This window comes from Allobosea sp. Leaf344 (genome assembly GCF_001426225.1).
Classification (GTDB): Bacteria; Pseudomonadota; Alphaproteobacteria; order Rhizobiales; family Beijerinckiaceae; genus Allobosea.
The window spans coordinates 18,559-38,733 of the sequence record NZ_LMRT01000014.1 but is presented as its reverse complement, the minus strand read 5'-3'; the positions used below and the strand labels follow the sequence as shown (position 1 = coordinate 38,733).

General features: G+C 68.4%; 17 protein-coding genes. 4 read left to right on the top strand and 13 right to left on the bottom strand.

What is annotated here, in order from left to right:
* Positions 1–16 precede the first annotated feature (16 nt).
* From ASG72_RS12205 to dctP, 3 genes are read right to left on the bottom strand one after another with little or no spacing between them, the layout of a single operon-like run.
* The gene (locus tag ASG72_RS12205; protein WP_056712676.1) at positions 17–1,312 is read right to left on the bottom strand and encodes a TRAP transporter large permease; all 1,296 of its coding nucleotides are present in this window, start codon (positions 1,310–1,312) and stop codon (positions 17–19) included.
* Complete coding sequence (locus ASG72_RS12200; protein ID WP_156395931.1) at positions 1,309–1,827, bottom strand: TRAP transporter small permease subunit; 519 nt, start codon at positions 1,825–1,827, stop codon at positions 1,309–1,311. Before ASG72_RS12200 ends, ASG72_RS12205 begins: the two co-directional genes overlap by 4 nt.
* 25 nt (positions 1,828–1,852) lie before the next feature.
* Positions 1,853–2,842 carry a TRAP transporter substrate-binding protein DctP gene (dctP, locus tag ASG72_RS12195; RefSeq protein ID WP_056712674.1) on the bottom strand — a complete coding sequence of 330 codons (990 nt, stop codon included), beginning with the start codon at positions 2,840–2,842 and terminating at the stop codon, positions 1,853–1,855.
* Positions 2,843–3,041: 199 nt separating this feature from the next.
* Between dctP and ASG72_RS12190 the strand changes: the two genes are divergently transcribed.
* Together ASG72_RS12190 and ASG72_RS12185 are read left to right on the top strand one after the other, a co-directional pair.
* The gene (locus tag ASG72_RS12190) at positions 3,042–3,719 is read left to right on the top strand and encodes a GntR family transcriptional regulator (RefSeq protein ID WP_056712673.1); all 678 of its coding nucleotides are present in this window, start codon (positions 3,042–3,044) and stop codon (positions 3,717–3,719) included.
* A 46-nt stretch (positions 3,720–3,765) separates the two neighbouring features.
* Positions 3,766–4,626: a ThiF family adenylyltransferase gene (locus tag ASG72_RS12185; RefSeq protein ID WP_056714547.1), complete on the top strand. Its 861-nt coding sequence runs from the start codon at positions 3,766–3,768 to the stop codon at positions 4,624–4,626.
* A gap of 30 nt (positions 4,627–4,656) precedes the next feature.
* Here ASG72_RS12185 and paoC read toward each other — a convergent pair whose 3' ends face one another.
* Genes paoC through paoA form a run of 3 tightly spaced genes read right to left on the bottom strand, consistent with a single transcriptional unit; the run spans position 4,657 to position 8,450 of the window.
* Complete coding sequence (gene paoC / locus ASG72_RS12180) at positions 4,657–6,864, bottom strand: aldehyde oxidoreductase molybdenum-binding subunit PaoC (protein ID WP_056712671.1); 2,208 nt, start codon at positions 6,862–6,864, stop codon at positions 4,657–4,659.
* Between the two features lie 3 nt (positions 6,865–6,867).
* A complete protein-coding gene (locus ASG72_RS12175) occupies positions 6,868–7,818 on the bottom strand; it encodes a xanthine dehydrogenase family protein subunit M (RefSeq protein ID WP_056712669.1) in 951 nt (316 codons plus the stop codon).
* A complete protein-coding gene (gene paoA, locus ASG72_RS12170; RefSeq protein ID WP_082540300.1) occupies positions 7,815–8,450 on the bottom strand; it encodes an aldehyde dehydrogenase iron-sulfur subunit PaoA in 636 nt (211 codons plus the stop codon). Before paoA ends, ASG72_RS12175 begins: the two co-directional genes overlap by 4 nt.
* Before the next feature lie 350 nt (positions 8,451–8,800).
* Here paoA and ASG72_RS12165 point away from each other — a divergent pair, with 350 nt between their 5' ends.
* Entirely contained in the window at positions 8,801–10,141 is a 1,341-nt protein-coding gene (locus ASG72_RS12165; protein WP_056712666.1) for a CHASE3 domain-containing protein, read from the top strand.
* A 28-nt stretch (positions 10,142–10,169) separates the two neighbouring features.
* Positions 10,170–11,297 carry a sugar ABC transporter substrate-binding protein gene (locus ASG72_RS12160; protein WP_056712664.1) on the top strand — a complete coding sequence of 376 codons (1,128 nt, stop codon included), beginning with the start codon at positions 10,170–10,172 and terminating at the stop codon, positions 11,295–11,297.
* Positions 11,298–11,324: 27 nt separating this feature from the next.
* On the opposite strand, the gene ASG72_RS12155 is transcribed toward ASG72_RS12160, so the two are convergent.
* The 7 genes from ASG72_RS12155 to ASG72_RS12125 form a co-directional block, all read right to left on the bottom strand.
* Complete coding sequence (locus tag ASG72_RS12155) at positions 11,325–11,693, bottom strand: DUF1232 domain-containing protein (protein WP_056712662.1); 369 nt, start codon at positions 11,691–11,693, stop codon at positions 11,325–11,327.
* A 68-nt stretch (positions 11,694–11,761) separates the two neighbouring features.
* Complete coding sequence (locus ASG72_RS12150) at positions 11,762–12,856, bottom strand: hypothetical protein (protein WP_056712660.1); 1,095 nt, start codon at positions 12,854–12,856, stop codon at positions 11,762–11,764.
* A gap of 238 nt (positions 12,857–13,094) precedes the next feature.
* Positions 13,095–14,138, bottom strand: a complete 1,044-nt coding sequence (locus ASG72_RS12145) for a TRAP transporter substrate-binding protein (protein ID WP_082540299.1) — start codon at positions 14,136–14,138, stop codon at positions 13,095–13,097.
* 37 nt (positions 14,139–14,175) lie between these two features.
* Entirely contained in the window at positions 14,176–15,480 is a 1,305-nt protein-coding gene (locus ASG72_RS12140; protein WP_056712656.1) for a TRAP transporter large permease, read from the bottom strand.
* Positions 15,477–16,085 carry a TRAP transporter small permease gene (locus ASG72_RS12135; RefSeq protein ID WP_162246243.1) on the bottom strand — a complete coding sequence of 203 codons (609 nt, stop codon included), beginning with the start codon at positions 16,083–16,085 and terminating at the stop codon, positions 15,477–15,479. Before ASG72_RS12135 ends, ASG72_RS12140 begins: the two co-directional genes overlap by 4 nt.
* Before the next feature lie 183 nt (positions 16,086–16,268).
* Positions 16,269–17,900, bottom strand: coding sequence for a hydantoinase B/oxoprolinase family protein (locus ASG72_RS12130; RefSeq protein WP_056712654.1), 1,632 nt, complete (start codon positions 17,898–17,900; stop codon positions 16,269–16,271).
* Complete coding sequence (locus ASG72_RS12125) at positions 17,897–19,954, bottom strand: hydantoinase/oxoprolinase family protein (RefSeq protein WP_056712651.1); 2,058 nt, start codon at positions 19,952–19,954, stop codon at positions 17,897–17,899. Before ASG72_RS12125 ends, ASG72_RS12130 begins: the two co-directional genes overlap by 4 nt.
* Between the last annotated feature and the right edge of the window lie 221 nt (positions 19,955–20,175).

Here is a 20,175-nt window from a genome sequence, read left to right as displayed (position 1 = left end):
CGAGAAGGGGTACCGGCTAACCGGCATAGCCCATGAGGCGCGGCAGCCAGAGCACGAGACCCGGCGACAGGGTGATCACGGCGAGCGCGGCGAGCATCGCCAGGAGGAAGGGCATGCACTCCCGCACCAGGTCCCGGAGCGGCACCCCGGTGATGTTGTTCATGATGAAGAGCAGCAGCCCATAGGGCGGCGTGATCAGGCCGAGCATGATGTTGACCACGACCACGACGCCGAAATGCACCATGTCGACGCCCAGCGCCTTCGCCGTCGGGATCATCACCGGGACGACGATCAGCAGGATCGCGGTGCCTTCGAGCAGGCAGCCGAGGACCAGCAGGACGAGATTGACGAGCAGCAGGAATTCCAGCGGCGAGAGCTGCCAGCCCGCGAGCAGGAGTTTCAGGCTGTCCGGAATATTCTCGATGGTGACGACGTAGTTGAAGACCAGCGCGCCGGCGATCAGCATGCCGATCGAGGCGGTGGTGCGCGCGCTGTAGGCGAGCGAATCATAGAGCGCCCGCGCCGAGACGCTGCGATAGAGCAAGGCCGAGATCGCCAGCGCATAGGCGGCCGCCACGGCCGCGGCTTCGGTCGGTGTGGTGGCGCCGCCATAGATGCCGCCGAGCAGGACCACCGGCATCATCAGCGCCGGAAAGGCGCGCCATGTGATGCCCGGCAAGGCGCGCAGCGGGATCGGCGGCTCGACCGGGAAATTGCGGCGGCGCGCGGTCATCGCGACGATGGCCATCTGGACGCCCGCCATCAGCAGCCCGGGCACCACCCCGGCCAAAAACAGGAAACCGATCGAGGCGTCGGAGACGAGCGCGTACAGCACCATCGGGATCGAGGGCGGAATGATCGGCCCGATGACGGAGGAGACGGCGGTCAAGGCGGCGGCGAAGCTCGGCGGATATTTGCCGTCCTTCGTCATCATCGCCTGCATCATCCGCCCCGTCCCGGCGGCATCGGCGATGGCCGAGCCGGACATGCCGGCGAAGATCACGCTCTGGACGATGTTGACCTGGGCGAGCCCGCCGCGAAAGCGGCCGACCAGCGCGTCGCAGAAGCGCAGCAGCCGCTCGGTCATCGAGCCGATATTCATCAGCTCGGCCGCCAGGATGAAGAGCGGCACCGCCAGGATGACGTAGTTGGTGTACATGCCGTTGAGCAGCTGCTCGGCGGCGATGCTGAGATCCTGGCCGGCCAGCAGCAGGTAGAAGATCGAGCCGGCGATCATCGCATGGCCGATCGGCAGCCCGAGCAGCGACAGCGTCACGATGGCGAGGATGCAGAGACCGAAGGGGCTGGTCATACGCCGGAGCCGGCCTTTGTCGGGTCGAACGCCTCGGGCGCCTCGCCGCGCAGCGCCCGGAAGCCGAGCCAGAGATAGCGCGCGATCGCGGCGACCGCGAACGCCAGATAGATCGCATAGACCCAGTTGAAGGGCAGCTTCAGATAGGCGGTCCGCTCGACTTTCATGAAGGCGACATAGTCGGCCATCGCGGGCAGCGAGACGGCGTAGAGCGCGACGAGCGCGGCCGCCGTGATCACCGCCATGACGCGGCGGGCCCGGGGGCCGACCGCGCCATAGATGATGTCGAAGCGGATCTCGTCGCTCTCGCGCGTCACGAAGGCCGCGCCGAACAGCACCAGCCACAGCCAGAGCAGCACACTGATCTCATGCGTCCAGCCGATCGGCAGATTGAGCCCGTAGCGGAAGACGATCTGCAGGATGAAGACGGCGAACATCGCGCCGAGCATCAGCACCAGAACGTTTTCCGCGCGGCGCGCGAGCCAGCCGCCGAGCGCGGCCATCCGATGTCTCACCGCACCCTCCGGGCTCGCGCTTGGCTCAGAGCGCGTTGATCTTGTCGACCATGCCGGCCGGCCAGCTCTTGGCGAGGTCGGAGGCGAGATATTTCTTCTGGGCGAAGTCGCGGAAGGCGGCGACATCGGGCTGATAGACCTCGAGCCCCTGCTTCTTGAAGAAGTCGACGAGCTCGCTCTCCTTCTTCACATGCTCCTGGGTGCTCCAGTCGATCGCCGCATCGGCCGCGGCCTGGAAGGCCTTCTGCTTCTCCGGCGACATCGCCTTCCAGATCCTGTCGGTGACGCAGAGCAGGTCGAAGCCGACGAGGTGCGACGTCAGCACGATCTGCGAGGAGACCTCGTAGAACTTCATGTTCTGGACGTTGGGCAGCGGGTTGTCCTGCCCGTCGATCGCGCCGCTCTGCAGCCCGGTATAGACCTCCGCATAGGCCATCGGCGTCGGGTTGGCGCCGAGCGACTGGCCGAGGAACTGCCAGGCGTCGCCGCCGGGCATGCGCAGCTTGATGCCGGCCATGTCGGCGGGGGTGTTGATCTTCTTCTTCGGCTTCAGCCCGACATGGCGCGCGCCGAAATAGGTCGGCCCGAGGATGCGGATGTTGAGCTTGTCCTCCGCCATCTTCTTCAGCTCGGTGCCGACGGGGCTGGCGAACACCGCCTTCAGATGCGCGGCGTCGCGCAGCAGATAGCCGGAGGTCAGGATCGACCAGGCCGGGATCTGGTTGGAGATGTCCTGGGGCGCGATATTGCCCATCTCCAGATTGTTGCGCTGCATCGCCACCAGTTCGGTGCCCTGCTTGAACAGGTTGCCGCCGAAATAGGGCTGGAGGGTGAAGTCCTCTTTGATCGCGTCGCCGAAGCGCTTCATCATCTCCGCGCGGATGTCCTGCTCGGAGAAGACGGCGGAAAAGCGCAGATTGGGCTTGCCCTGAGCCAAAGCTCCGCCGGCCAGGCCGACGCCCATGGTGGCGAGACCGCCCGCGAGCAGGGTGCGCCGATCGAGTGACATGGCCATGAAAGTTCTCCCCGTGATGAGCGGATTCTGGTGCCGCCTTGTGGAGGCACTATCGACGCACACCCGCCCATGCGCAACACGGATTTTGCGTTTCGTATGAGATTTTCTGTTTTGCCATTTGGATTGCGCGCGGCGCCGGTGCGACTATGCTGGCACCCGGCGCACCTTCTATGAGTGGGCGCGCAGGCCAGGGACACGCATGCTCACCGTCACGCCGCCCTCTCTCTCCGTCGCCGAGATCGCCTATCGGCGGATCCGCGACGACATCATCTTCGGCCGGCTCGCGCCGGGGCAGAAGCTGAAGCTCGACCTGCTCAGGACGAGCTATGATGCGAGCGTCAGCACCCTGCGCGAATTGCTCAACCGGCTGGCCTCGGAAGGCCTCGTCGAGGCCGAGGGCCAGAAAGGTTTCGTGGTCTCGCGAATCTCCGCGACCAATCTGCGCGAGATCGCGGCGATGCGCCTGCTGCTGGAGAGCCACGCTCTGGCGCAATCCTTCGCCGCCGGCGACATGGAATGGGAAGGTCGCGTGGTCGCCGCCCATCACAAGCTCGCTCTGATGGAGCGGCGCATGCTCTCGGGCGATCGCAGCGAGCCGGAGCTGTGGAAGCGCTATGATTGGGAGTTCCATCACGCGCTGATCTCGGCCTGCAGCTCGCAGGTGCTGCATGAGACTCATGCGGCGATCTACGACAAATATCTCCGCTATCAAATGGTCGCGGTGGTGTTCCGCGGGGAGATCGCCGCCGAGGAGCATCGACTCCTGCTCGACTGCGCCATGGCGCGCGACACGGCCCGCGCGATCGCGATCCTCTCCACCCATGTCGAAGGCTGCGTCGACCACACCGCCGCCAGCGGCGCCCTGCCCCTGGCATGAGCGGGTCGAAAGCCGCGACGACGCATCAGCACAGACGAGATCCATGATCATCAGCGGCACGACCAGGCTCATCGCCCATCTCGGCTACCCCACCGGCAGCTTCAAGGCGCCGATGATCTACAACCCCTATTTCACGGATCGCGGCATCGATGCCGTGGTCGTGCCGATGGGCTGCCGCGCGGTCGAGTATCCCGACTTCCTCAAGCTGTTTTTCAGGCTCTCGAACAGTCTGGGGGCGCTGATCACCATGCCGCACAAGGTCACCACCATCGCCCTGCTCGACGAGATCGGCACGACGGCGGCGGTGGCCGGCGCCTGCAATGCGGTGCGTCTGGACGATCGGGGGCGGCTGGTCGGCGAGATGTTCGACGGCGAGGGGTTCGTGCGCGGCCTGACGCGCAAGGGGCGGGTCGTCGCCGGCGCGACGGCGCTGGTGGTGGGGTGTGGCGGCGTCGGATCGGCGATCGCGGCCTCGCTGGCCAGGGCGGGGCTGGCGCGGCTGACGCTGTTCGATCCGGATGCCGCGGCGATGGAGGCCTTGGCGGGGCGGCTACGCCGGCATTATCCGGAGCTGGCGCTGGTGCTGGGCTCGGCCGATCCGGCCGGCCAGGACATCGTCGCCAATGCCACGCCGCTCGGCATGAAGCCGGGCGACCCTCTGCCGATCGACGTCACGCGCCTCGCGCCGGAAAGCTTCGTCGGCGAGGTCGTGATGTCGCAGGAGATCACGCCGCTCCTCGCGGAAGCGCGCTCCCGCGGCTGCGCCTATCAGGTCGGGACCGACATGCTGTTCGAGCAGATCCCGGCCTATCTCGACTTTTTCGGTCTGCCGACGACGACGCCGGAGGAGCTGCGCCGGCTGGCGCGGTTCTCGAAACCCGACCCGCGACCGCCGGGCCTGGCCTAAGCCTGGCCCTGCGGTCGTTGCAGGCGGCCGTCAGGCCGCGTCGGGCATGCGTGTCAGCAGCTTGTCGAGCGTGATCGGATAGTCGCGCACCCGCACGCCGGTGGCGTTGTAGATCGCATTGGCCACCGCCGCGCCGACCCCGCAAATCCCGAGTTCGCCCACGCCCTTGGCCTTCATCGGCGAGGACATCGGGTCTGTCTCGTCGAGGAAGACGACCTCCTGATGCGGGATATCGGCATGGACCGGCACCTCGTATCCGGCGAGATCGTGATTGACGAAGAAGCCACGGCGCTTGTCGACCGCCAGCTCCTCCATCAGCGCGGCCCCCGCCCCCATCGTCATCGCGCCGATGACCTGGCTGCGCGCGGTCTTCGGGTTGAGAATCCGCCCCGCGGCGCAGACAGCGAGCATGCGCCGGATGCGCGTCTCCGCCGTGGCCGCATCGACCGCGACCTCGACGAAATGCGCGCCGAAGGTCGATTGCTGATGGGTCTTGTCCAGATCGCCGTATTCGATCGTGTCCTCGCCGGTCAGCGGTCCGGCCTCCGCCGCGCTGGCCAGAGGCAGGCTGCGATTGCCGGCCTTGACCTCGCCATTGGCGAAGATCGCCTCGGTCGAGTTGATGCCGAGCTTCTGCGCCACGGCCTCGCGCAGCTTGACGCAAGCGGCGTAGACGCCGGCCGTCGAGCTGTTGCCGCCCCATTGCCCGCCCGAGCCGGCGGAGACCGGGAAGGCGGAATCGCCGAGCTTCACCACGACCTTGTCGATCCCGACGCCGAGCATCTCGGCCGCGGTCTGGCCGATGATGGTGTAGCTGCCGGTGCCGATATCGGTCATGTCGGTTTCGACGGTGACGATCCCCTGCGCGTCGAGGCTGACGCGGGCGCCGGATTTCATCACCAGATTGTTGCGGAAGGCGGCGGCGACGCCGATGCCGACCAGCCAGTTGCCGTCCCGCTGCTGGCCCGGGCGCGCCGAGCGGCGCGACCAGCCGAAGCGCTCGGACCCGACCCGGAAGCATTCGTCGAGCCGGCGCATCGAGAAGGGCCGCTCCGGTTTTTCCGGATCGACCTGCGTATCGTTGAGCAGGCGGAAGGCGATCGGGTCCATGCCGAGCTTCTCGGCCATCTCGTCCATGGCCATTTCGAGCGCCATCAACCCGGGCGCCTCGCCCGGCGCACGCATCGCATTGCCCTCGGGCAGGTCAAGCTCGGCCAGGCGCATCGCGGTCATCCGGTTCGCGCCGGCATAGAGCAGCCGGGTCTGCTGAACGGCGACCTCCGGCCCGCCCCCCGGCAGATCGCCGGACCAGCTCTCATGCGCGATCGCGGTGATCTTGCCCTCGCCCGTGGTGCCGATCCGGATGCGCTGGACCGTGGCGGGACGATGCGTGGTGTTGTTGATCATCAGCGGGCGCTGCAGCGTCACCTTGACCGGGCGCCGCGCCGCCCGCGCGCCGAGCGCCGCCAGCAGCACGTCGGAGCGCAGGAACAGCTTGCCGCCGAAGCCGCCACCGATGAAGGGCGAGACGATGCGGATGTTCTCCTTGGGGATGCCGAGCGTCGTCGCCATGTCCGTGACGCCCCAATCGACCATCTGGTTGGAGGTCCAGAGGGTGAGCCGTTCGCCCTCCCAGGCCGCCAGAGTCGCATGCGGTTCCATCATCGCATGGCTCTCGTCCGGCGTCGTATAGGTCTCGTCGAGCTTCACCGGCGCGGCGGCGAAGGCGCCGGCGAAATCGCCGACCTTGGTGTCGTCGAGGCTCGGATCGTCGCCTTCCGGCTTCTTCGCCTCGTTCATCGCCGCCTTCAGATCGAAGGCGCCTTCGGCGGCGGCGTACTCCACCTTGATCAGCGAGGCCGCGGCGCGGGCCTGCTCGAAGCTCTCGGCCACCACCAGCGCCACGGCCTGATGATAATGCTCCACCTCTGGCCCCGCGAGCAGGCGCGCGGTGTTGCGCTTGCCCTTCTTCAGGGCGCCGGCCTCCTTGGCGGTGACCACGGCGATGACGCCGGGCGCCCGGCGGGCGGGCTCGACGTCCATCGCGCCGATACGGCCCTTGGCGATGCCGGCGCCGAGCACGTAGCCATAGGCCTGGCCGGGCACGACATCGTGCTGCTCATAGGCATAGCGCGCGGTGCCGGTGACCTTGCGGGGGCCGTCGATGCGGTCGAGCGGCTTGCCGACGACCTGCAGGCGGTCGATCGGGTTGTCGGCGGCGGGTTTGTCGAATTTCATGGATCAGCTCCTCGCCTGCGCCAGCACGGCATCGAGCGTCCGCTCGACCAATGGCAGCTTGAACGCGTTCTCATGGGTGGGGCGGGCGTCGGCGAAGAGTGCCGATGCGGCGGCCTTGGCGCCTCGCGGCAGCTCGGCCTCCGCCTTCTCGACGCGCCAGGGCTTGGGAGCCACGCCGCCGATCGCCACGCGGCCGCTGCCGTCGCGCTGCACGATGGCGGCGACGGAGATGAGCGCGAAGGCATAGGAGGCGCGGTCGCGCACCTTGCGGTAGATCTGCGTGCCACCGGCCGGCTTCGGCAGCGTCACCGCGGTGATCAGCTCGCCCTTTTCCAGCACCGTCTCGAGATGCGGGCTGTCGCCCGGCAGGCGGTGCAGATCGCCGAGCGGGATGGTGCGGGTGGACGCGTCGGGCTTTACCGTCTCGACGGTCGCGTCGAGCACGCGCATCGCCACCGCCATGTCGGAGGGATGCGTCGCGATGCAGGCGTCGCTGGTGCCGACCACGCCGAGCTGACGCGAGAAGCCGCCGAGCGCCGAACAGCCGCTGCCGGGCTGGCGCTTGTTGCAGGGCTGCGCCGTGTCGTAGAAATACGGGCAACGCGTCCGCTGCAGCAGATTGCCGGCGGTGGTCGCCCGGTTGCGGAGCTGGCCGGAGGCGCCGGAGAGCAGCGCCCGGGACAGCACCGCGTAATCGCGGCGCACGCGCTGATCGGCGGCGAGCGTGGTGTTGCGCACCAGCGCGCCGATGCGCAGGCCGCCCTCCTGCGTCGGTTCGATCGTGTCCAGACCGAGCCCGTTGACGTCGATCAGATGCGTCGGCGCCTCGATCTCGAGCTTCATCAGATCGAGCAGATTGGTGCCGCCGGCGATGAATTTCGCTTCCGGGTTGCGGGAAGCGGCCGTGGCGGCTTCGGCGGGCGAAGCCGGCTTCTCATAGGAGAACGCTCTCATCCCTGCCTCCCCGCGACATCGGACACCGCCGCGACGATGTTGGAATAGGCCCCGCAGCGGCAGATATTGCCGCTCAAGCGCTCGCGGATTTCGGCCTCGCTGACCGCCATGGGCGCGGTGAGATCGGCTGTGACATGGCTGGGAATCCCGGCCTTGATCTCGTCGAGCACGGCGACGCTGGAGCAGATCTGCCCCGGCGTGCAATAGCCGCATTGGAAGCCGTCATGCTTGACGAAGGCTTCCTGCATGGGATGGAGGTCGTCGACGGTGCCGAGCCCCTCGATGGTCGTGACCTGGACACCCTGGTTCATGATCGCCAGCGTCAGGCAGGAATTGATCCGCTGCCCGTCGACGATCACCGTGCAGGCGCCGCATTGGCCGTGGTCGCAGCCCTTTTTGGTCCCGGTCAGGTGCAGATGCTCGCGTAGCGCGTCCAGCAGGGTTGTGCGGGTATCGAGCTGCAGCGTGCGGTTCTCACCATTCACGCTCATCGACACCGAAGCCGTGACCGGCTCACCCCGCGATACGGGCTGTGCCCGCGCTGCGCCCGGCATCGCGGGCAAAGCCGCACATGCGCCGGCGGCCACCATGAGGTCTCGCCTGTTCAAACTCAATTCTCCTGGGGTTGGCATGTCCCGCCTCCGATGATTGGCCAAGGGCGGCATCGGGAAACACCCGGGCCTGCCGCATTGCGAAAGAGAACGGGCGAGAGGCCGGTCAGTTCATTCGCTTCGTCCCCGCCCCGCACACGACTTCGTCAGCCGCGGAAAACGGGCGGAACCACGGGCCGATGCGGCGCCACAGGGGCTGACGCGCTCGATCCTGCCGCACTTGCGACGGCGTCGGCCTGCGGGCCGCCTGCAGAATCGGATTGCTCGCGCATCGGTTCTCGGTACAGTTTCTACGCGCTGTTGATCGTGGGGCCGGACGTCCCGCGTGTCGCCATTCGGACTTGCGCGCAGGATGTCGAGGGCGCAACAGAATGCCGATCTCCCGGCGATTTCTCGTAACCTCCACCATCGCCTTCCTGCTCACCGCGGCAGCGGCGCTGATGGGCCTGGTTGGTGCGACCGTCTGGCTGAGCCAGCGCGCCCAGACCGATGCCTCGATCATCGACGAGCAGCGCCTGGTGCGCGATCGCTCCGTCGGGGTCAGGGAGGCCCTGCTCTCGGCGGAGTCGAGCCTGAGGGGCTATGTGCTGACCAGCAACGAGATCTATCTCGCGCCCTATGAGAACGCCAAGCTGGTGGCGCAGGAGCAGATCGGCAAGCTCGCTGCGGATCTCGCGGGCAGCGCGCGTTTCCAGGCGATGATGCCGCGCCTCAAGGCCCTGGTCGACCAGAGGATCGCGGATCTCGACGAGACGATGCGGGCGCGGACCAGCGGCGGCCTCGGCGATGCCTTGGCCATCGTCGCCACCAACCAGGGCAAGGCCCTGATGGACGAGGTGGAGGTGTTTCTCTCCGCGATCGTGATCGCAGCCGAGGATGCGCTGACCGGCCGGCTGCGGACGCAGACGACGAATATCCTGGCGCTGCGCGTCGGCACGATTCTGGCGAGCCTGCTGATCATCGGGGTGGTGATCGGCGTGGTCGTGACCTTCGCCCGCTATACCCGCGAGATCGTGCAGGCCCGCGACGAGCTCGCCCTCGCCAATGCCAGTCTGGAAGCGAGGGTCGCCGAGCGGACGGAGGATCTGGTCCGCGCGCGCGACCGGGCCGAGGTGCTGCTGACCGAGGTCAACCACCGCGTCGCCAACAACCTCTCCTTCATCGGGGCGCTGATCCGCCTGCAGCGCCAGGCGCTTCCCGACAAGGCGGCCAAGGCCGCGCTGGACGAGACCGGCGCGCGCATCCAGGCCGTGGCGGAGATCCACAAGCATCTCTACACCTCGGGGGACGTCACCTCGGTGGCGCTGGACAGCTATATGAGCGCGCTGCTGGCGCAGCTCGAGCAGACGCTGGCATCCGGCGGTTTCGGCGCGTCGATCAGCCATGAGATCGAGCCGGTGCGGATTTCCACCAGCGCCAGCATCAGCCTCGGCATCATCATCACGGAATGGGTCACCAACGCCTTCAAATATGCCTATGGCGGGCAAAGCGGCGAGGTTCGCGTGCTGGCGCGCAGGCTGGACTCCAATCTGCTCGTCGCGGTCGAGGATGACGGCGTTGGCATGCCGGTCGGCGGGCCGGCGCGCGGCACGGGCGTCGGCTCCAAGATCGTCACCTCGATCGCGCGCTCGCTCAAGGCCGAGGTCGATTACATCAGGCGCAATCCCGGCACCGAGGCGCGGCTCGTCATGGCGCTGGAGCCGGCCTCGTGACCGGGCCGGGCAGGATCGGAGCAGGCGGATGAGCGTTTCACGCAGGGCGGTGCTGGGCGCGCTGGGGCTGGCGGCGATGCCTTCCCTGCCGCGTTCGCAGGAGGTCGCCCGCGGCATCACCGCGCCGCGGCGCTTCGCCCCCTTCGATGCCGGCGCGGCGCGCTGCGCGCCTCCGGGCGGGCTGAGCAGGACCCTGGTCTTCGCCCAGGACAACCAGCGCGAATTCGTGCAGAGCGCCGCCCGTGGCATGGCGCTGGCGGCGCGGCAGCGCGGCCTCGCCTTCGAGGTCGCCCTGGCCGACAATGATCCGCGGGCGATGGTCGGCCAGGTCCGCAAGGCGCTCGCCGAGCGGGCGGGTGCGCTGATCGTGGCGCCGATCGACGTCGCCACGCTCGCCCCGGTGCTCCGGCAGTTCATCGCCCAGGGGGGCTATGTCGGGTCGATCGTTCCGCCGCCCGCCACCACCATCCTCAACGCCCCGCAGCTGGCGACAGGCAAGGCGCTGGGCGATGCCGCCGCGGAATACATCCGGACGCGCAAGGGCGGCGAAGCCCGCGTCGTGCTGCTGACCCATGACAGCAACCAGTTCCTGGCGCAGCGCTTCGTCGCCATCCGCGCCGCGCTCAAGAGCCTGCCGGGCGTGCGCATCATCGCCGACATCTCGCCCAAGACCGTCGACAAGGCGGGCGGCCATGCGACCATGCGCACGATCCTGCTGGCGCATTCGCGGGTCGATGTCGTGCTCGGCGCCGACACGGTCGTGCTCGGTGCGCTGGCGGCGCTGCGCGAAGCCGGCCTCGCCCGTGACGACCAGTTCATCGGGGGGATCGACGGCGAGCCGGAGGCGATCGCCGAAATGCGGCGCAGCGGGCCCTACAAGGCCAGCGTCGGGCTCGCCTCGCCGATCTTCGGCTATGCGCTGGCGCAGCACGCCGCCGACTGGCTCGATGGCGGCTCGGTGCCGCAGGGCCTCGACATCCTGCCGAGCCTGATCTCCCGGGAAAGCCTCGGCCAGTTCGAGCGCGACACGGCCGACCCGGCGGCGGTCTATCACGACCCGGCGCGGCGCGAGGCCTATCTCAAGGCCTATGGCAATATCTGCCATGACAGCCGCGCCGATTATGTCGATTTCGGCTGGTCCTCCGAGCTGAAATAGGCGGCGCAGCCGCATTCGCGGCCGGCGCTAGCCCAGGATCCACAGCGCCAGGGCCAGGCCGCTCCCCGCCCAGAGCAGAAGGATGACCAGCGCGGCGGCGAGGCTGCGCGGGCGCTCGTTCCGCACCTCCGCCTGCCTGCGGAAATCGGCCATCAGCGCCGCGGGGATCAGCCGGACCGCCAGCGCGATGCCGGCCGGGACGATCAGCAGATCGTCGAGATAGCCCAGGACCGGGATGAAATCGGGGATCAGGTCGATCGGGCTCAGGGCATAGGCCGCGACGGCGGCGGCGACGAGCTTCGCCAGCCAAGGCGTGGCCGGCGAACGCGCCGCGATCCAGAGCGCGACGACGTCCCGTTTCAGCCTGCGCGCCCATTGCTTCAAGCGTTCCAGCATGCCCGAGCCTTGGCACGGCGCGGGCAGGCCGGCAACCGGCGGGCCGGCACTGTCAGCGGCTGGGACTGTCAGGGGCTGGCTTGCCGCGCGAGCCAGGTGTCCAACGTCTTCTGCAGCACCTCATAGGCGCTGAGCACATCATGCGCGATGCGCCGGGCGGCGACTTCCTCGGCGAAACGCAGCGAGAGCCGCGTGGCGACGATCCGGATCCTGTCCGCGTCCTGGGGGCGGCGCGCGGCGCGGTGGACCAGCATCTGCATGCGCGTCAAATAGCGCCGGCCGTTATCGGCGATCCGGTAGCGGATCCAGGCCGCCAGCGCCCCCATCGCGGTGAGCAGCAGGCCGAACACGCTGATCCCGACATAGACGAGGTCGCCATAGCGCTCGAAGAAGGCCTGGCCCTCGCGGTTGATGAAGCGGGCGATGCCGTCATGGGCCCGCAGGATGCCCTTGGCCTCGTCGATGGGGGCCAGCGAGACCTCGCGCGCGGCGGGGATTTCGGCGCGCGTCGAGCGGATGACGTCGGTGATCTGCATGGCGACGTCATGGACCAGCTGCCGGTCCAGCCGCTCCGTCGTCACCAGCATCCGCGACACGGTCAGCGCCTTGCCGCGCCAATCATCGGCCTCCTCAGGCTCGTCCCGCGCCGCGCCGAGATACCAGATCCGGTCGGCCTGATCATCCGTCAGCTTCAGGCTCCTGCGGGTCGCCAGCGCCTTGGGCTCGGTCTCGAAGCGGCGCGCCGCGCGGACATCGAGCCCGCTCACCGAAACGGGCCGGTTGAGCACCCGTGTCAGCTCCCGCCCGGCGAAGGCGAGATCCTCATCGGCCGGCGCCGCGGCTTCGGACTGGATGAGGTAGCGGGTCGACAGCACGGCGACGGCGCGGATATCGCCGGTCGTCTCCTGATCGACCCGGGCCACGACGAATTGCACGGTCCCATTGCGCAGCGCCGCGAAGGCCTTGGCGTTGTCGTCGAAGCGAACCAGCGCGAAGCGGAAGTTCAGCCGCGAATTGACCAGCGCCTGGATGAAGGGCTGGCTGCGATCCGAGGCCGGGGTCAGCGCGATGGTCAGGATGGTGGGGCTCCTGTACCAGCGCAGGCCGAAGGCCGTCGCCAGCGCCAGGCTGAGCAGGATCCCGGTCACGACGAGCCAGCGCATGGGCGACCGATTCGCCACCGGGCGCGCGCGTGGTGCAAAGCTGGGCATTCAGGAAATCCTTCCCCTGATCGCGCTGCCGTGCGGGCCGTATCGACCGTCCTGTCTGCGCTGCTACCCAACGAGATTGCCGCGATGCGGTTCCGGCGATGGCCGGCGGGACCCCGAACGGCGGCCACGAAAAACCCCGCCGCTGCTGCGGCGGGGCCCTGAGATCGCGGCGCGGCTCGTCGGCGAAGGCTTATTGGCCGATCTTGACCTTCAGGAAGTCGCCGATGGTGGCGTTCCAGGTGGTGACGCATTCGGCGCCGCAGCGCCCGGCGAAGGCCGGCAGGATGACCTTGACCAGGGCGTCCTTGCGCAGCGCCTCGTCCTCCGCCGTGACGGGAACCAGCTTCATGGCGGCGGGGGCGCCTTCGCTGCAGCTCTTGCCGGTGTTGCAGTCCAGCCCGATCTGCGTCTCGGACTTGGCCTGGTCGAAGATCGAATCCTCGAGCTTGCGCAGCCCCGTCGTGAGATAGGCCTGGACCTTCGGGTCGAGGCCGTTCCACCATTTCAGATTGGCGAGCTGGGCGGAGAGGCCGAAATTGATCGGCATGGGCGAGATGAATTTCGCCGCCTCGTGCCATTTCGAGCGATAGCCGGAGAGAGCGCCGGTGATCGCACAATCGATCACCCCGCTCGCCAGCGCCGGCTGGACCTCCGCGAATGCGAGGTTGATCGGCGAGCCGCCGATATGGCTGACGAAGGCCTGCTGCGAGGCGCCCGACGCACGGACCTTGCGGCCCTTGAGATCGGCGACCTTGGAGAAGCTGTCACGGCAATAGATCACCTGTGCCTGATAGGTGCCGAAGCCGAGCAGTTTCAGACCGTGCTTCTCCTCCAGGAATTTGGCGTAGGTCGGCCGGAAGACGTCGACGACCTTCTGCAATTCCTCGACCGAGCCGACCAGGCCGACGAGATCCGTCGCCTCGTTCATCGGGACTTCGCCGGAATTATAGTTGAGCACGGTGGTGGCGAATTGCAGCGTGCCGGCGGAGACGAGCCTGAAGATCTCGGGGCCCTTGAAGCCGAGTTCGGTGAAGGGCTTGACCTGCACCTTGAGTGCGCCGTTCGTCTCCTTGGGAACCGTCTCGTTCCAGAACGGCACCTCCCGGCTCGTATACATCGAGAGATTGCCGATGCTGCCGACGACGTTGAAGCTCGTCGGCGGCAGGGCTTGGGCGAGCGCCGCGGACCCCATCAGGGAGGTGGCGAGAGCGGCAATCGGAAGCAGGCTTTTCATCGTCGTCTCCTGTCGCGTGGGTGGCGGCGGTTTCGGCTCAGCCGCCGGCCTTGGGGTTGAGGATGGTGGGCAGCCAGAGAGCGAGCTGGGGGAAGGCGATCAGCAGCGCGATCATCACCAGCATGACGAGGACGAAGGGCAGCGAGCCGATGCAGAGATCGGCGAAATTGCCCTTTCCGCGGACGGCCTGCACCACATAGAGGTTCAGGCCCACAGGCGGCGTGATCAGCGCCGCCTCCATCAATATGACGAAGATGATGCCCCACCAGACCGGGCTGTAGCCGAGCGCGGTGATCACGGGCACCACGACCGGCGTCGTCGCGATCATCATCGACAGCGTCTCCATGAAGCAGCCGAGGATGAGGTAGAAGATCACGATCGCCACGAGCATGCCCAGAGGCGGCCAGCCGAGCGCCAGGACGAGATCGGTGATCGCCTTGACCAGGCCGATCGAGACCATCACGAAATTCAGGAAGAAGGCGGCGATGACGATCAGCATCACCATGCAGGTCGTCCGCACCGTGCCCTCGAAGGCGCGCAGCAGCACGGGCAGGGTCAATTGCCGGTTGGCGGCGACGAGGCCGAGCGTCGCCATCAGCCCCAGCGCCGCCGCTTCGGTCGGGGTCGCGACACCGGCATAGATCGAGCCGACGACCACCAGGAACAGCCCGAGGGGCGGGACGAGGTGGCGCAGGCCGGCCAGCCGCTCGGCCCAGAGCCGCGTCGTATCGACCTTCGGCCCGGCCCAGGCGGGGCGCAGGATCGCCAGGCCCAGGATCATCAGCGAAAACAGCGCCGCCAGCAGAAAGCCGGGAATGAACCCGGCCGCGTAGAGATCCGCCACCGAGGTGTCGGTCAGCACGGCGTAGATGATCATGTTGATCGAAGGCGGGATCAGGATGCCGAGCGTGCCGCCGGCCGCGATCGAGCCGAGAAAGAGCGGCCGGTTGTAGCCGCCCTTGTCCATGTTGGGGATGGCGACGGTGCCGATGGTGGCGGCGGTCGCGACGGAGGAGCCCGAGGTGGCGGCGAAGATGGCGCTCGCCGCGATATTGGTGTGGATCAGCCGCCCGGGGATGCGCGCGAACCAGGGCGACAGGGCCGCGAACAGGCGCTCGCTCATCCCCGATCGGTGCATCAGCTCGCCCATCATGATGAACATCGGCGCGGCGATCAGGATGAAATCGTTGGACGAGTTCCAGGCGAGCTCGCCCACCGCCCCGACCATCGGGAAGAAGGCGTAATTGGCCTGCAGCACATAGGCCATGATCGCCAGGGCCGCCGCCACCGGCAGGCTCAGCCCGACCAGCGCGACCAGCAGGGAGAGCGCCGTACCGATCATCGTGCCTGCTCTCCCGCCGGGCGCTCGACCCCGGACTGCTCGATCTCCTCCGTGACGCGCAGGGAGCCGATCAGCGCATCGAAGCCCGGACGATCGGAAGCAACGAGGCGGGCTATCGCCTGGATCGGGATCAGCACCGCCATGCACGCGAACCAGACGAGCCCCACGCACCAGATCCCCTGCGGGATGACCATCGGCACCTGCAGCAGCGAGACCGATTTCGCGTTGAGCGCCCAGGATTGCGCCAGCGTGCCATAGGCGAACCAGGCCAGCGCCACGGCGATGACGGCCAGAGCGGCCGAAGCGAGGAGGTCGCAGACGATTCTGAAGCGGTCAGGCAGGGCGTCCAGCAGGATGTCGACGCGGATATTGGCCTTGGAGGTGACGGTGAAGCCGAGGCCGAGGCCGATGCAGGCCGCCAGCGCATAGCCCGAGATCTCGAAGCTCTCGACCATGCCGCGCTTGAAGAAGAAGCGGGTGACGACATCGATGCTGATCAGCAGGCTGCAGCCGATCAGCACGATGGCGCCGGCCGCCCAGGCGAGGATCCGCGATATCCGCTGCGGCAGCGGCTCTCTCGGCAGCAGGCGATCCAGCTCGCTCATCGCGGAAGGATCCCGCAGCGGCCGCAGCCTGCCCGCGGACCGGCCCCGCCGGTCGTCATCCTCATCGCAGGCATGGCGCATTCCCCCGGCACGGCGTCGAGGCCGATCCACATTGGCGCCATGTGACCACGCGTGCCGGCATCGGCGCAAGCGCCGGCCGATCAAGTTGGCGCCAGCGCCTGCTCAAGAAACATACCCGTCGGCCCTGTCGGCCGCGATGGCGGCGGGATCGCGCAGCGCCGGCTCGCCATGTCCTCCGCCGCCCGGCGTTTCCATGCGCACGATGTCGCCGCTGCGGAGCGGAAAGCCGATGGTCTTGGCCGGCAGCGCCATCAACTCCCCTGCCCTGATGACGCTGAGCCGTCCGCCGCGCCCCGGCTCCCCGCCCTGCAGCCCGTAGGGCCGCGAGACGAAAGCGTCGAAGGAGGCGTTGAGGAGCCCGTGCTCAGCGATGAAGCGCCATTCGCGCACCAGCCCCAACCCGCCGCGCATCCGCCCGGCGCCCCCGGAATCCGGGATGAAGGCGTAGCGCTCGAAGCGCAGCGGAAAGATCGCCTCGATCATCTCGATCGGCGTGTTCTGGCCGTTGTGGAAGCCGGCCGAGAGGCCGGAGGGGCCGTCGGCTTCGGGATGCCCGCCCCAGCCGCCGATCTCGGCGTCGAAATAGACCTGCCGGCGCCCGTCGGCATGGCGGATATTGACCGCGTGGTTGAAGGTGACGCCGTAATAGGAGGCCGGGATGCGCGCCGGCACCGCCTCGGCGAAGGCCCTGAGCACGGCGGTGGCGATGCGGTGGCCGGTCAGCATGCGCATCGCGACCGGTGCGGGGAAGCCGGCATTGACCAGGCTGGCCTGCGGGGCGGTGACCGTGATCGGGCGGTAGCAGCCGGAATTGGCCGTGGCCTCGATGCCGGAGGCGGCGATCACCGCGTAATAGACGGCGGATTTGGTCGTCGCCATCGTGGCGTTGATCGGACCGCGCGCCTGGGCGGAGGAGCCCGTGAAATCGATCGCGACGCAGTCCCCGGCGATCGTCAGCGTCACGGCGATGCGCTTCTGGCCCTCGTCCATGCCGTCGCCATCGACGTAATCCTCGGCCCGGTAGACGCCGTCCGGCAGAGCCTGCAGCGCCGAGCGCATGGCTTGCTCGGAATGATCGAGCAGTGCCGCGCCGACCTGGGCCAGCGTCTCCACGCCATAGCGGCCGGCCAAAGCGCGGATCGCGCGGGCGCCGACCTCGAGCGCCGCGATCTGGCTGAGGAAATCGCCACGGAACGTCTCCGGCTCCCGCACATTCTGCAGGATCGTGGCGAAGAGATCGTCCATCATCTCGCCGCGGCGGACGATCTTCACCGGCGGCAGGCGCAGCCCCTCCTGGAAGATCTCGACGGCATGGGCGTTGTAGCCGCCGGCCGCGCCACCGCCGACATCGACGTGGTGGATCAGCACGCAGGTGATGGCGATGCGCCGCCCCGCCACGAAGACGGGCTTGAAGGCGAGGAAATCCGGCAGGTGCTGGCCGCCGCAATAGGGATCGTTGGTGACGACGACATCGCCCTCCTGCCAGCGATCGAGCGGCAGATGATGGGCGATGATGTCCTGCAGGCAGAGCTCCATCGAGTTGAGATGGACGGGCATGCGCGCCGCCTGGGCGATGTTGCGGCCTTCGCCATCGAAGACGGCGGTCGAATAATCCAGGAGCTCGCGCACGGTGGTGGAGCGGCTGGTGCGCCAGACGGTGATCGACATCTCCTCCGCGGCCGACACCAGCGCATGGGAGACGATCTCGAGGAGAACCGGATCGACCTTGCTCATATCCCCGACTCCCGCGTTGCGACGAGATCGCCCGATCCGGCCACGGCGAGCGACCAGCCGGCGGGGATCAGCAATGTCGTATAGGCCTGCTCGACGATCGCCGGCCCGTGCAGCCGGGCGCGTGCCGCGAGTTGCTCCTGCTGGTGGACCGCGGCGATGGTCCACGCCCCGTTCAGATGGACGGCGCGGCTGCGCGGCGGCGCGGCATCGGCCGGCATGGGCGCGCTCGTCGCCGCGACGCCGCCGAGCAGCCCCACGGCCGCCAGCCGCATGGTGACGAGCTCGACGGTCTCGGCGGGATCGTCGAAGGAGAAGCGCTGGCGGTGCAGCGCATGGAAGCGCTGGCAGAGCGCCTCGATCCGGGCATCGTCGTCGGGCGCGGCCTCGAGCGGGACGAGCAGCTCGAAGGCCTGGCCGCGATAGCGCAGATCCGCTGCGAGATCGAGCCGGCACCGCTCCTCCGACAGCCCGTCGGCGGCGAGCAGCGCGCGCCCCTCGCGGAGCAATCCGGCGGCGAGCTCGCCCAGGGCCGGGCCGGCACCGGGCTTCAGCGGCAACACCCTGGTCCGGGCGAGGTCGTGGACGACATCCGATTGCAGGATACCGTGAGCCGAGAAGGTCGAGGGATCCTTCGGGAAGATCACCGTCGTCATGCCGAGCTCCTCGGCCACTTCGAGCGCGTGCAGCCCGCCCGCGCCGCCGAAGGACATCAGCGCGAAATCGCGCGGATCCAGCCCGCGTTCGAACAGCGACAGCTTGATCGCGCCGGCCAGCTTGGCCACGACCACGGCGAGGATGCCGGCCGCGGCCCGGTCGCGTTCGATCCCGAGCGGCGTCGCGATCCGGCGGTCGAGAGCGTCGCGCGCCGCATCGAGATCGAGCGCGAAGGTCCCGCCCAGGAAGGCGACGGGGTCGAGCCGCCCCAGGATCAGATTGACGTCGGTGACGGTCGGCTCGGTGCCGCCGCGGCCATAGCAGACCGGTCCCGGCTTGGCGCCGGCGCTGCGCGGGCCGACCTGCAGGCGACCGGAAGCGTCGAGCGAAGCGATCGAGCCGCCGCCGGCGCCGATCGTGCGCATATCGACCATCGGCACCCGCACCGGCAGCCCGTCGACCTCGCCCTGGGTGACGACGGCACGCTCGCCATCCCGGATCACCGCGACGTCATAGCTGGTGCCGCCCATGTCGACGCCGACGACATTGGCGAAGCCGAGCTGCCTCGCCACGCTTTCGGCGGCCAGCACGCCGCCGGAGGGGCCGGAGAGCAACAGCTTGACCGGGGCGTCGCTGGCGGCGCGCGGGGTGGTGGCGCCGCCATTCGACTGGACGAGATAGAGCGGGGCGGCGAGGCCCTCGGCGGCGATCCGCTCCAGCAGCGCGTCGATATAGCGCCGCACCACCGGGATCAGCAGCGCGTTGAGCACCGTGGTGGAGCTGCGCTCGAATTCGCGGATCTCGGGCGAAACCTCGTGCGAGCAGCTGACGGCGAGCTGCGGCAGGCGCCGGCGCAGGCGATCGCGGATGGCGATCTCGTGAGCCGGGTTGGTGAAGCCGTTCAGCAAAGCGATCGCGCAGACGCTCGCGCCCGAGGCCGCGACGCGGTCGATCGCCGCCTCGAGGCTCGCTTCGTCGAGCGGGGCGAGCACCTCGCCGGCCGGCCCGATCCGCTCGACCACGCCGAAGCGCCGCCGCCGCGGGACGAGCACGGCGCGCGGTTCCGGTTTCAGGCGGTAGATTTCGCTGCGGGCATGCCGGCCGATCTCCAGCACGTCCTCGAAGCCGGCCGTGGTGATCAGGGCGCCGTCGGGAAGATTGCGCGTCAGGACCGCATTGGTCGCGATCGTCGTGCCGTGCATCAGGAAGCCGACCTCCGACAGAGCGAAGCCGAAGCGCGCGGCGGCGCCCCTGATCGCGTTCATCAGCCCCAGCGAGGGGTCGTCCGGCGTCGTCGCGGTCTTGAAGCTGTGCGTCGTCCCGCTCGCCTCGTCGAGACATTCCAGATCCGTGAAGGTCCCGCCGATATCCACGGCAATCCGGATCCGCTTCGAGGTCATAGGCTTTCAGATCCTGTTCGGAGATGAGCGGGACCTGGCTACCAGCAAGATCCGCGCCCGCGGAGACAGCGACTATCCTCCGGCGCGCCGCGAACGCCAACGCCGGATTATGTGTCGGCATCAAACTCGGGTTCTGGCACAATCTCACGAGGGCATGGCAGGCCGCAGCGAGGGCCGCGGACTTTAGGCCTGCGGCCGCGGCGGCCCGGGCGTGACGAGAG

What these genes read in the sequence shown, in the direction of transcription:
- ASG72_RS12205 (WP_056712676.1), bottom strand. Translation starts at nt 1,312, where the DNA reads ATGACCAGCCCCTTCGGTCTCTGCATCCTCGCCATCGTGACGCTGTCG.
- dctP (WP_056712674.1), bottom strand. Translation starts at nt 2,842, where the DNA reads ATGGCCATGTCACTCGATCGGCGCACCCTGCTCGCGGGCGGTCTCGCC.
- ASG72_RS12190 (WP_056712673.1), top strand. Translation starts at nt 3,042, where the DNA reads ATGCTCACCGTCACGCCGCCCTCTCTCTCCGTCGCCGAGATCGCCTAT.
- paoC (WP_056712671.1), bottom strand. Translation starts at nt 6,864, where the DNA reads ATGAAATTCGACAAACCCGCCGCCGACAACCCGATCGACCGCCTGCAG.
- ASG72_RS12175 (WP_056712669.1), bottom strand. Translation starts at nt 7,818, where the DNA reads ATGAGAGCGTTCTCCTATGAGAAGCCGGCTTCGCCCGCCGAAGCCGCC.
- paoA (WP_082540300.1), bottom strand. Translation starts at nt 8,450, where the DNA reads ATGCCAACCCCAGGAGAATTGAGTTTGAACAGGCGAGACCTCATGGTG.
- ASG72_RS12165 (WP_056712666.1), top strand. Translation starts at nt 8,801, where the DNA reads ATGCCGATCTCCCGGCGATTTCTCGTAACCTCCACCATCGCCTTCCTG.
- ASG72_RS12160 (WP_056712664.1), top strand. Translation starts at nt 10,170, where the DNA reads ATGAGCGTTTCACGCAGGGCGGTGCTGGGCGCGCTGGGGCTGGCGGCG.
- ASG72_RS12155 (WP_056712662.1), bottom strand. Translation starts at nt 11,693, where the DNA reads ATGCTGGAACGCTTGAAGCAATGGGCGCGCAGGCTGAAACGGGACGTC.
- ASG72_RS12150 (WP_056712660.1), bottom strand. Translation starts at nt 12,856, where the DNA reads ATGCGCTGGCTCGTCGTGACCGGGATCCTGCTCAGCCTGGCGCTGGCG.
- ASG72_RS12145 (WP_082540299.1), bottom strand. Translation starts at nt 14,138, where the DNA reads ATGAAAAGCCTGCTTCCGATTGCCGCTCTCGCCACCTCCCTGATGGGG.
- ASG72_RS12140 (WP_056712656.1), bottom strand. Translation starts at nt 15,480, where the DNA reads ATGATCGGTACGGCGCTCTCCCTGCTGGTCGCGCTGGTCGGGCTGAGC.
- ASG72_RS12135 (WP_162246243.1), bottom strand. Translation starts at nt 16,085, where the DNA reads ATGAGCGAGCTGGATCGCCTGCTGCCGAGAGAGCCGCTGCCGCAGCGG.
- ASG72_RS12130 (WP_056712654.1), bottom strand. Translation starts at nt 17,900, where the DNA reads ATGAGCAAGGTCGATCCGGTTCTCCTCGAGATCGTCTCCCATGCGCTG.
- ASG72_RS12125 (WP_056712651.1), bottom strand. Translation starts at nt 19,954, where the DNA reads ATGACCTCGAAGCGGATCCGGATTGCCGTGGATATCGGCGGGACCTTC.